The organism is Nonomuraea sp. NPDC003201 (genome assembly GCF_053590415.1).
Genome location: NZ_JBSFTC010000347.1, coordinates 1 through 10,794 on the forward strand (window position 1 = coordinate 1; position 10,794 = coordinate 10,794).

Below are 10,794 nucleotides of genomic sequence, written 5' to 3' on the forward strand. Positions count from 1 at the left end.
GCGGCTGCGCACGACGCCGGAGGCGGCCCGGCAGTTCGGGCCGGCGCAGGCGCTGCGCACGCGTACGCTGCCGGCGCTGGCCCTGATCCTGACGTGCGCGGGCGCGGTGTCGATCTTCGACGTGATCGTGATCGCGGGGACCGGGTCGTGGGGCGCGCTGGCCGTCCTGGTGGCGCTGAACGGGGCCAGCCGGTCGGTGGCGATGCGCTGCTCGGAGCTGTACGGGCGGCGCCGCGTGCTCACCGCCGTCCTGACCGCCCTCGCCACCGGCCAGGTGCTTCTCGCCACCGCCCTCGCCACCACGCCGCCCGGCGCCGAGCCTGTGATGGCCGGAGGGCCGCTGTTGTGGCTCGGGGCCGTGGCGGCCGGGCTCGGGGGCGGGGCGTTCTACCCGCTGCTCGCCAGCCTGGTGCGGGAGTTCTTCGGGGTCGAGCGGGCGGGCGAGATCCACGCCGTCGTCTACAGCGCCAAGGCCCTGGCCGGAGCGGGAGCCGCCGCCCTGGCCCTGCTCGCCCTGAGCACCCCTGTGGCCGCGCTCGCCGTCGCCGCCGCTCTCGCCGCCCTTCCGGCCCTGGCCATCCCCCGCCTCCGCATCCCCGGCCTCCCTGCCACCATCCCCTTGTGACACCCACCCGCCCCGCCGGTCACGGGCGCCGCCGTCCAGCACCGGGGCGCCTGTGATGAGGCTCACGGCCAGGAGAGATCCCTGGACGGTATGCTGTAGGCAGTCGACGAAAAACCGTAGCGCAGCCCTGGAGACGTGACCATGTTGCTGTCGGATCAGGCCGGTCAGGCGGCGGCCACCAAGATTCCCCGCCCAGCCACGCTCCGCGAGAGCGTTATCGAGGCTATCCAGGAGCTCATCGTCTCCGGGCAGCTCAAGCCGGGCCAGCACCTCGTGGAGAGCGAGCTGGCCGAGCTGCTCGGCGTGTCCAGGCAGCCGGTCCGCGAGGCGCTGCAGCAGCTTAGCGGCGAGGGCTGGGTCGACCTGTTCCCCGGCCAGGGCGCGTTCGTGCACGTCCCGACCGTGGAGGAGGCCGACCAGCTGCTGGCCGTGCGCACGCTGCTGGAGACCGAGTCCGCCAGGCTCGCCGCCAAGCAGGCGGGCGAGGACGGCGTCAAGCGGCTGCGCGCCCTGTGCGCGCGGGGCATCGCGGCGGTGGAGGCCGACGACGTCGACTCCGCCGTGGCGACCAACTCCGAGCTGCACGCCCTGGTGACCGCCCTGTCGGGCAACAAGGTCCTCTCCGAGCTGGCCAGCCAGGTGGCCAGGCGGGTGCGGTGGTACCACACGCCGGTGGCCCGCCAGCGCGGCATGGCCTCGTGGGAGGAGCACACCTCGCTGATCGACGCCATCGAGGCGGGCGACGAGCGGCGGGCGGCCAAGATCATGCGCGAGCACACCGAGCACACCCGCGCCTCGTACATGGCTCAGCGCGAGCAGGAGCCCGTCCAGCCGGCGCCCAAGCCGGTGCGGCGGCGCCGGACGCGGCAGCCGGGTTGATCTGCCGTTCACAAGAGACCGCATGCTCCGAAACACCTCGGGTAGAGGATGGAGCCGGACGAATGGAGGTGCGTGACCATGAAGGCGTTCATCCGCTTTCTCCTCGGTGATCCCCCGGGCCAGGCAGCGGACGGCCGGGTGATCGGCCTGGGTCTGAGCACAGCTCTCAAGAAGCACTACTCCGCCGACGAAGCGGACCGCTACCTGCGCGAGTGGGCGGCCGCGGAGCACGACGTACCCAACTGTCCGCGTCACTGAGGAGCCGCGGCAGGGACGATCGCCCCGATGCCGCGGCGTGGTCAGCGTTCCACGGGCTCGGGCTCCACCCCCTCCGAGGCCGCGGCGGACGCCTTCGCGTCGCGGGCCGACTTGATGAGGCTCAGCACCGTGGTGACGGCGAGGGTGCCGACGATGACGCCGAGGGAGACCAGGATCGGGATCTCCGGCGCCCACGACACGCCGTCGTGGTGCAGGGCCTCGAGGATCAGCTTCACGCCGATGAAGGCCAGCACCACCGACAGCCCCTTGCTCAGGTAGACGAGCCGGTCGAGCAGCCCGCCGATGAGGAAGAAGAGCTGGCGCAGCCCCATGAGGGCGAAGGCGTTGGCGGTGAAGACCAGGTACGGCTCCTTGGTGAGGCCGAAGATGGCCGGGATGGAGTCGAGCGCGAAGAGCAGGTCGGTGGTCCCGATGGCGACCATGACGATCAGCATCGGGGTGACCATCCTGCGGCCGAGGTGCACGGTGAGCCGGGCGCCGTGATAGGTGTCCGTGGTCGGGAGCACCCGGCGCACCGCGCGCAGGGCGACGTTCTCGGAGAACTCCGCCTCGTCGTCCGCGCCGCCCATGAGCTTCCACGCCGTGTAGACGAGGAAGGCTCCGAAGACGTAGAAGAGCCAGTCGAACCTGGCCACCGCGCCCGCGCCGGCCGCGATGAACGCGCCGCGCATCCCCAGCGCCAGGATGATGCCGATGAGCAGCACCTTCTGGCGGTACTCGCGCGGCACCTGGAAGCGGCTCATGATCAGTAGGAAGACGAAGAGGTTGTCCACGCTGAGCGAGTACTCGGTGATCCAGCCGGCGAAGAACTCCCCGCCGTGCGCGGGGCCCGACAGCAGCAGGAGTCCCGCGCCGAAGGCCGCGGCCAGGGCGACGTAGAACGAGACCCAGGCCACGCACTCCTTCATGGACGGCTCGTGCGGCCTCCTGGCGACGAGCCAGAAGTCCACGGCGAGCACGACCGCGAAGCCGGCGATCGTGGCCAGCCAGATCCAGGGAGGCAGGTTCACCGGCGGGCCCCCTTCCGTGCGCGCAACATCCCGGCGTGCCGGACGTAGACGCCGAGCAGGTCCTTGGCCAGCGGGTTGGCGGCGGCGCGGCGGATCAGCCAGTACGGCATGATCCGCTCGTGCAGCCAGACGAAGCCGATCGCGAAGCCGAGGCTCACCATCGCCTGGTACGCCAGGAACGGCAGCACTCCGTCGGCCAGGCCGATCCCGACCAGGCTCTCCTGCGCGAGCCGGGAGACGGGGAAGGCCGCCACCCAGTACAGGCCGACCGGCCCGAAGGTCCCCGGACGGAACACGCCGTGGCCGAGCAGCACGCCGTACAGGCCGCCGAAGAGGGCGAGCGGCACGGCGAGCGACAGGGCCGACAGCGCGGCCATCCCGGTGGGCTGCCCCGCGAACAGGGTCAGCCCACCGGCCATGGCTCCGGCGACGGCTCCGATCGACGCCCCTGGCAGGGCGAGTTCGAGGCTGTGCCGTCCGTCCATCAGCCCACGACCACGCCGAAGGCGAACAGACTGTAGAACAGCATCCCCAGGTAGAACACCGCGCCGAAGCCGATGATGACGTTCGTCCACCACTTGGGCCGGATCGGTTTGGGCAGCATGCGGTTGTTCACCAGGAGCAGGGTCACGCAGTACGCCCCCATCGCGAACGTCGACAGGAACGCCAGCGTGTCCAGGATCCCGCTCGGCCCGTCGGCCGGTCCGAACAGCAGGATCAGGATGCCGAAAATGATCACGCCCCAGAGGAAGACCCCGTACAGGCGCGACATGCCCAGCTTCTTCGCCCCGGGCACGAAGTGGTACGTCATGTCAGCCTGGCCCCGGGAGAAGGAGTCGAACAGCCCCAGGGTGGCGTTCAGGCCGATCAGCGCGATGAACCCGAGGAAGACCGCCCCGAGCACCGAGCTGCCCGCGTGGGAGACGGCGTTGGCCATCGCGGTGAGCGCCACCTCGCGGTCGTCACCCTGGATGACGGCCCGCACGCCCGGGTTGAGCCGCACGGCGGACTGCGCGATCACCGTGAACGAGATCGTCACCAGCATGGTGACGCCCCAGAACAGCAGCAGCGCGTCGAACGTGACCCAGCGCCGCCACCCCTTCCACTTGGCCATCTCGGCCGGGTCCTCGGTGTCGAACATGAACCCGCGCGCGGGCATCTCCTCTTGCTGCCCCGCGTGCCGCAGCCCGCGGATCTGCGGGATGTGCGCGCCCATGCCGGCCCCGGAGTCACGCAGGTGCAGCGTGTACCACATCTGCTGCATGCCGGAGGGTCCGGCGAAGGCGCACGCCCCCACGATGACGGGGAACCAGGCCGCCGACATGGCCTCCGACGGGAAGTAACCGAAGGAGAACATGCCCGAGAGCGTGGAGGCCACGTCGCCCCAGGAGCCGACCATGGCCGCGACCACCGCCGTGCCGACCACGAGTGTGCCGATGAGCAGCGACAACACGTTCTCCAGCACGTTGTAGATCACCTTGGCCAGGCTGAACACCACGCCGACCAGGACGAGCCCGACGATGGCGGTCACCATCCACGGGATTCCGGTGATCTCCTCGAACGCCGCCGCTCCGGCCGACAGGTGTCCCGGCCAGATGTAGACGGCGATGGCCACGATGAAGAAGAACCACATCAGCGGCTTGAACACCCGGGCCGCGCCGGAGAAGATGCTCTCCCCCGTCGCCATGGCGTAGCGCGCCATCTCCAGCATCACGAAGGCCTGCAGCGTGACGCCGATCAGGAACAGCCACCTGATCTCGGGCCCGAACAGCAGCACCAGCCTGGGCCACATGTACGACTCGCCCATGCCCACGCCCAGCGCGACGAGGAAGACCGTCGGCCCGAGAATGTGCACCGACGGAGGCGCGTCGGGCAGCTTCCTGATGGGCATCGGCGCGAGCCGGCCCGCTTTCCATACTCGTTCGTCCTCGACCGGCGGCGTGGCCGTCGCCGGTGGTGTTTTCGATGTGTCCACCTACGGACCTCCTGGGGGGTTGTTGCTTCCTCGTGCGCCCCGATTAGCCCCCTCACCCGGCTTGTTGCGCTCGGCTCTTAGCGCAACAAACCGGCAGCCCTGGCCCAGCGGTATTTCGCGCCGAGGACCGCCACGGGCTTCTCCGTCGTGTACGGGTACGCGACCACGCCGTGCTCGAACAGGTACTCGCTGGCCTCCTCTACTTCGGTGTCGCCGGCGAGCGACGCGACGACCGGCTTGACGTTGCCCTTCGCCCGCTCCTCCGCCACGACGCGGGCGATGAGCTCGGCGAAGACCATCGGCGGCGTCACGATCGTGTGCCAGTAGCCCAGGACGAGCGCGTGGATGCGCTCGTCGGCCAGGCCGAGGCGGACCGTGTTCTCGTAGGTCGAGGGGGGTTCGCCGCCGGTGATGTCGATGGGGTTGCCCGCCGCGCCGAACGGCGGGATGTAGGCGCGGAAGGCCGCGTCCAGGTCGTCCGGGATGTCCATGAGCGTCAGCCCGGCGTCCACGATGGCGTCCGACAGCAGCACGCCCGAGCCGCCCGCCCCGGTGATGATGACGACGTTCTCGCCCTTGGGCGCGGGCAGGATCGGCAGCGCGCGGGCGTATTCGAGCATGTCGTTGAGCCCCGGCGCGCGCACGACCCCGGCCTGCCGCAGGATGTCGTCGTAGACCTTGTCGTCGCCCGCCAGCGCGCCCGTGTGCGAGCCCGCCGCCCGCGCGCCCATCGCGGTACGGCCGGCCTTGAGCACGATGACCGGCTTCTGCCTGACGACCCGGCGCGCGGCCTCGACGAAGCCGCGGCCGTCCTTGAGGTCCTCCAGGTGCATGGCGACGGCCTTGGTGTTGTCGTCCTGCTCGAAGAAGGTCAGCAGGTCGTCCTCGTCCACGTCGGCCTTGTTGCCGACGCCGACGATGGCCGAGACGCCCATCTTGGTGGTGCGGCTGAAGCCCAGGATGGCCATGCCGATGCCGCCGCTCTGCGAGGTCAGCGCCACGCTGCCCTTGACGTCGTACGGGGTGCAGAACGTCGCGCAGAGGTTCTCGGGCGTGTAGTAGTAGCCGTAGATGTTGGGCCCGAGCATGCGCACTCCGTGCCTGCGCGCGATCTCGACGATCTCCTTCTGGCCCTCGACGTTCCCCGTCTCGGCGAACCCCGACGGGATCATGATCGCGCCCGCCACGCCCTTGCGCCCGCTCTCCTCCAGCGCCGGCGCCACGAACTTGGCGGGGATCGCGAACACGGCCACGTCCACGTCGCCGGGCACGTCCGAGATGCTCTTGTACGCGGTCAGCCCCATGATCTCGTCGGCCTTGGGGTTGATCGGGAAGATCTGCCCCTGGTAGCCGCCGTTGATGAGGTTGCGCATGACCGAGTTGCCGATCTTGCCGGTCTCGGCGGAGGCGCCGATCACGGCCACCGAGCGCGGCTTGAAGATCCGCGTCATCTGCCGGAGGATCTCCTCCCGCGACAGGCGGGCGACCTCGGCGGGCTTGTCGCCGATGAGGATGCGCACGTCGGCGGCGACCGCGCCGTTGGCGTCGGCGAAGACGGGGTTGAGGTCCACCTCGACGATCTCGGGGAAGTCGGAGACCAGCCGGCCGACGCGCTCGATCAGCTCCGCCAGTGCCTCCCGGTTCGCGGGCTCCGCGCCACGGGCACCACGGAGCACTTCCGCCGCCCTGATGTCATCCAGCATCCCAAGGGCATCTTCACCCGAAACCGGGGCAAGCCGGAAGGTCACGTCCTTGAGTACCTCGACCAGGACGCCGCCCAGCCCGAAGGCGATGACCTTGCCGAACGTGGGGTCGGTGACGGCGCCGACGATGACCTCGTGGCCGCCGCCGACGAGCTGCTGCACCTGGACGCCGTCGATGGCGGCGTCGGCGTTGTACGCGCGGGCGTTGGCGAGGATCGTGTCGTAGCCCGCGCGCACCTCCTCCGCGCTCTTCAGGCCGACCAGCACGCCGCCCGCGTCCGTCTTGTGCAGGATGTCCGGGGAGACGATCTTCAGGACGACCGGGAGGCCGATGCGCTCGGCGATGGAGACCGCCTCGTCGGCGGAGGTGGCCAGGCCCTCGCCCGGCGTGGCGATGCCGTACTCCTCGCAGATCTTGCGCCCCTCGGGGGCGGTCAGGGCCGTGCGGCCCTCGGCGAGCGCCTTCTCGATGACTTCGCGGACCACTAGATGACTCCGTTCGTCCTGAGTTCGGCCAGCTCGTCCGCGCTGACGCCGAGCTCGCCGTAGATCTCCTGGTTGTGCTCGCCGAGCAGGGGCGGGGTGCGGACGTCGACCGGGGAGTCCGACAGCTGCAGCGGGCTGCCGACGGTCACGAACTCGCCGCGCTCCGGGTGGTCGACCGTGACGACGATGCCCTCCTCGCGCAGGCTCTCGTCCTGGACCAGCTCCTTGGTGGACAGGATCGGCCCGCACGGGATGTTCTCGGCGTTGAGCCGGTCGAGGACCGTCCACTTGTCGTGGCGGATCGTCCACTCCTCGATGAGCTGGAACATCTTGTCCAGCTTCGGCAGCCGCGCCTCGGGCGTCGCCCACTCGGGGTCCTCGGCCAGCTCGGGGCGGCCGATGATGTTCGAGATGGGCTTCCAGCCGACCGGCTGCACGATCACGTAGATGTAGTCGTTGGGTCCGCCGGGCGCGCAGCGCACCGCCCAGCCGGGCTGGCCGCCGCCGCTGGCGTTGCCCGAGCGGGGCACCTCGTCGCCGAACGTCTTGTTCGGGTACTCGCGCAGCGGGCCGTGCGCCAGGCGCTGCTGGTCGCGGAGCTTGACGCGGCACAGGTTCAGCACGGCGTGCTGCATGGCCACCTGTACGCGCTGCCCGCGGCCGGTCTGCTGGCGCTGGTAGAGGGCGGCCAGGATCCCGGCGACCGCGTGGATGCCGGTGCCCGAGTCGCCGATCTGCGCCCCGGTGGCCAGCGGCGGGCCCTCCTCGAAGCCGGTGGAGGTCATCGAGCCGCCCATGGCCTGGGCGATCACCTCGTACGCCTTGAACTTGGCGTACCTGCCGGTGCCGAAGCCCTTGATCGAGGCGTAGATCAGGCGCGGGTTGAGCTCCTGGAGGCGGTCCCAGGTGAAGCCCATGCGGTCGACCGCGCCCGGGCCGAAGTTCTCGACCAGGATGTCGGCGCTCCTCACCAGGTCGGTGAAGATCTCCTTGCCGCGCTCGCTCTTCATGTTGAGGGTGATGCTGCGCTTGTTGCAGTTGAGCATCGTGAAATAGAGGCTGTCGACGTCCGGGAGATCGCGGAGCTGCTGCCGGGTGATGTCGCCGGTCGGGGCCTCCAGCTTGACGACGTCCGCGCCCAGCCAGGCGAGCAGCTGGGTGCAGGACGGGCCCGACTGGACGTGGGTCATGTCGAGGACGCGGACACCTTCGAGAGCCTTCATGATGGAGCTCCCCTACTTGTACATCGTCTGGTTCATGGTTCCGGGGGCGTAGACCTCTGGATCGACCCACACGTTGATCAGCGAGGGCTTGCCCGACTCCCTGGCCCGCTCCAGCGCGGGGCGGATCTCGGCCGGGTCGCGCACCTCCTCGCCGTGGCCGCCGAGCAGCTTGGCGAAGTCGCCGTAGCGGATGTCGCCGAGGGTGTTGCCGACCCGGGCGCGGTCCTCGCCGTACTTGGCGGCCTGGCCGTACCTGATCTGGTTCATGGACGAGTTGTTGCCGATGACCCCGATGAACGGCAGGTCGAAGCGGACCATGGTCTCGAAGTCCCAGCCGGTCAGGCTGAAGGCGCCGTCGCCGAACAGGCAGAGCACCTCCTTGTCGCGCCGCGCCTGCTTGGCCGCCATCGCGAAGGCCATGCCGACGCCGAGCGTGCCGAGCGGTCCCGGGTCCATCCAGTGGCCGGGCGACTTGGGCTGCACGACCTGGCCGGAGAAGGTGACGATGTCGCCGCCGTCGCCGATGTAGATCGTGTCCTCGGTGAGGAACTCGTTGATCTCGTGGACCAGGCGGTAGGGGTCGATGGGCTGGGCGCCGGAGAGCTGGCGGGGCAGGCGCTTCTCGTACGCCTGGGTCTCGACCGCGCGCAGCTCGTCCATCCACTCCTTGCGCTTGGTGACCGCGTTCTCGATGCGGCCGCTGGCGGCCTGGGCCGCCGCCGCGAGGACGAGGCCGGCGTCGCCGACGATCCCCAGGTCGATGTCGCGGTTCTTGCCGACCGTGCGGTAGTCGAGGTCGATCTGGACCACGGCGGCGGTCGGCGACAGGCGCTTGCCGTAGCCCATCCGGAAGTCGAACGGGGTGCCGACGATGATGATCAGGTCGGCGTTGGTGAAGGCGTACCTGCGGCTGAGCTGGAAGTGGTGCGGGTCGCCGGGCGGGAGCGTGCCGCGGCCCGAGCCGTTCATGTACGCGGGCACGTTCAGGGCCCGGACGAAGTCGATCGCGGCGTCCGTGGCCCGGCACGTCCACACCTGGCTCCCGAGCAGGATGCACGGCTTCTCCGCGTGCGCCAGCATGTCGGCCAGCCGCTCGATCGCCTCGGGGTCGCCCTGCTGGCGGGTCGAGGCCCGGTAGTGCCCGGCCTTGGGGAGGCGCGCCTTCTCCAAGGGGACCTTCGCGTCGAGCACGTCGCGCGGGATCTCCAGGAAGGACGGGCCCGGAGCGCCGTGGTAGCACTCGCGGAAGGCCATCGACACGATGTCCGCCACCCGCTCCGTGCTCGGCACCGTGGCCGCGAACTTCGTGATCGGGCTCATCATGTCCACGTGCGGCAGGTCCTGCAGCGAGCCCATCTTGTGCTGGCTCAGCGCTCCCTGGCCGCCGATGAGCAACATGGGGCTCTCCGCGCGGAAGGCGTTGGCCACGCCGGTGACCGCGTCGGTCGTGCCCGGGCCGGCGGTGACCACGGCGCAGCCGGGCTTGCCGGTGATGCGCGCGTACCCGTCGGCCGCGTGTGCCGCCACCTGCTCGTGGCGTACGTCGATGACCTCGATGCCCTCATCGACGCAGCCGTCATAGATATCGATGATGTGGCCGCCGCAGAGCGTGTAGATCACGTCCACACCCTCGGCCTTGAGTGCCTTGGCTACGAGATGACCACCAGAGATCGTTTCCGACATCATGCCACCCTTTCCGGCGTCGGCTGTCTTCCGCATACTGCATACCGTATGACCGCAATGGTTACTCCCTCCCGTTCGGCCTGTCTAGCCCCCAGGGGGCAACTCGATCAGCTCGACCTGCTCACCGGCCCACCCCGGAGGGACCACGGCCAGCGCGTCGGCCAGGGCCGCCCCCCACAGCGAACCCGGCCGGTCGTGCCCCACCGGCACCGCGCCCCGGCCCGACCTCCGGACCGGCACGAGCCGCGTGTCGCGCGGATGCGCCCGCACCGCTCCGGCCAGCGCCGACGTCTCCGTGCGGACGGGGATCCCGGCCAGCTCGCGCAGGATGGGCGCGAGCAGCGTGAGGGCCGCGCCGAGGGCCGCGAACGGGTTTCCCGGCAGGCCGACGACCAGCGCCCCTCCCGGCAGCCGGGCCAGGAGCTGCGGGTGCCCGGGCCGCACGGCGACGCCGTCGACGATCACGTCGGCGCCGAGGTCGCCCAGCACGGCCCTGAGGTGGTCGGTGGGCCCCTTGGACGACGCGCCGCACACGGCGACCACGTCCGCCGCCCCGGTCTTGAGTGCGGCGTGGAGCGCTTCCCGGCCGTCGGGCAGCACGTCGGTGCTCGCCACCCGGCCGCCGGCCCACGCCACCAGCCCCGGCAGGAACGGGCCGATGGCGTCGCGCACCCGCCCCGGCGCGGGCAGGCCCTCGTGCACGACCTCGTCCCCGGTGATCAGCACCGCCACCTGCGGGCGGGGCCGTACGGGCAGCTCGTCGTGGCCCAGCGCGGCGGCCAGGCCGAGCGCCACCGGGGTCACCACCGCGCCCGCGCCCAGCACGACCGCGCCCTCGGCGATGTCCTCGCCCCGCCGCCGGATGTGCCGCCCGATCTCGGCGGCGCCGTTCACCCGCGCCCCGTCCACCGCGGCCTGCTCGTACGGCAGC

At 70.7% G+C, this 10,794-nt stretch carries 9 protein-coding genes and 1 pseudogene; 3 read left to right on the plus strand and 7 right to left on the minus strand.

The genetic code is table 11. The features are described from left to right. The 3 genes and pseudogenes from ACWDX9_RS53205 to ACWDX9_RS53215 all read left to right on the plus strand — a co-directional run. A pseudogene (locus tag ACWDX9_RS53205) lies at window positions 1–625 on the plus strand (MFS transporter); the annotation flags it as partial. Window positions 626–766: 141 nt separating this feature from the next. Continuing rightward, the gene (locus ACWDX9_RS53210) at window positions 767–1,504 is read left to right on the plus strand and encodes a GntR family transcriptional regulator (RefSeq protein WP_350725084.1); all 738 of its coding nucleotides are present in this window, start codon (window positions 767–769) and stop codon (window positions 1,502–1,504) included. A gap of 78 nt (window positions 1,505–1,582) precedes the next feature. Next, on the plus strand, window positions 1,583–1,762 hold the full coding sequence (locus ACWDX9_RS53215; protein WP_449969715.1) for a hypothetical protein: 180 nt from the start codon (window positions 1,583–1,585) through the stop codon (window positions 1,760–1,762). Window positions 1,763–1,803: 41 nt separating this feature from the next. Here the strand turns inward: ACWDX9_RS53215 and ACWDX9_RS53220 are convergent, their stop codons facing one another. The 7 genes from ACWDX9_RS53220 to ACWDX9_RS53250 form a co-directional block, all read right to left on the minus strand. Continuing rightward, window positions 1,804–2,793 (minus strand): TerC family protein, encoded by a 990-nt coding sequence (locus ACWDX9_RS53220; protein WP_449969718.1) that lies wholly within the window; start codon window positions 2,791–2,793, stop codon window positions 1,804–1,806. Further along, on the minus strand, window positions 2,790–3,278 hold the full coding sequence (locus tag ACWDX9_RS53225) for a hypothetical protein (protein ID WP_449894959.1): 489 nt from the start codon (window positions 3,276–3,278) through the stop codon (window positions 2,790–2,792). The genes ACWDX9_RS53220 and ACWDX9_RS53225 overlap by 4 nt, the downstream gene beginning before the upstream one ends. Continuing rightward, complete coding sequence (locus ACWDX9_RS53230) at window positions 3,278–4,768, minus strand: Nramp family divalent metal transporter (protein WP_449969721.1); 1,491 nt, start codon at window positions 4,766–4,768, stop codon at window positions 3,278–3,280. The genes ACWDX9_RS53225 and ACWDX9_RS53230 overlap by 1 nt, the downstream gene beginning before the upstream one ends. 77 nt (window positions 4,769–4,845) lie before the next feature. Beyond that, the gene (locus ACWDX9_RS53235) at window positions 4,846–6,957 is read right to left on the minus strand and encodes an acetate--CoA ligase family protein (RefSeq protein ID WP_449969724.1); all 2,112 of its coding nucleotides are present in this window, start codon (window positions 6,955–6,957) and stop codon (window positions 4,846–4,848) included. After that, complete coding sequence (frc, locus tag ACWDX9_RS53240; RefSeq protein ID WP_449969730.1) at window positions 6,957–8,183, minus strand: formyl-CoA transferase; 1,227 nt, start codon at window positions 8,181–8,183, stop codon at window positions 6,957–6,959. The genes ACWDX9_RS53235 and frc overlap by 1 nt, the downstream gene beginning before the upstream one ends. Window positions 8,184–8,192: 9 nt before the next feature. Further along, window positions 8,193–9,899: a thiamine pyrophosphate-binding protein gene (locus ACWDX9_RS53245; protein ID WP_364239890.1), complete on the minus strand. Its 1,707-nt coding sequence runs from the start codon at window positions 9,897–9,899 to the stop codon at window positions 8,193–8,195. A gap of 48 nt (window positions 9,900–9,947) precedes the next feature. Continuing rightward, the coding region (locus ACWDX9_RS53250) for a molybdopterin-binding protein (protein WP_449969728.1) at window positions 9,948–10,794 on the minus strand (847 nt) is incomplete at its 5' end.

Bases quoted from the DNA above. Each gene is read 5' to 3' on its own strand.
- ACWDX9_RS53215 (WP_449969715.1), top strand. From the start codon at position 1,583: ATGAAGGCGTTCATCCGCTTTCTCCTCGGTGATCCCCCGGGCCAGGCA.
- ACWDX9_RS53225 (WP_449894959.1), bottom strand. From the start codon at position 3,278: ATGGACGGACGGCACAGCCTCGAACTCGCCCTGCCAGGGGCGTCGATC.
- ACWDX9_RS53245 (WP_364239890.1), bottom strand. From the start codon at position 9,899: ATGCGGAAGACAGCCGACGCCGGAAAGGGTGGCATGATGTCGGAAACG.
- ACWDX9_RS53210 (WP_350725084.1), top strand. From the start codon at position 767: ATGTTGCTGTCGGATCAGGCCGGTCAGGCGGCGGCCACCAAGATTCCC.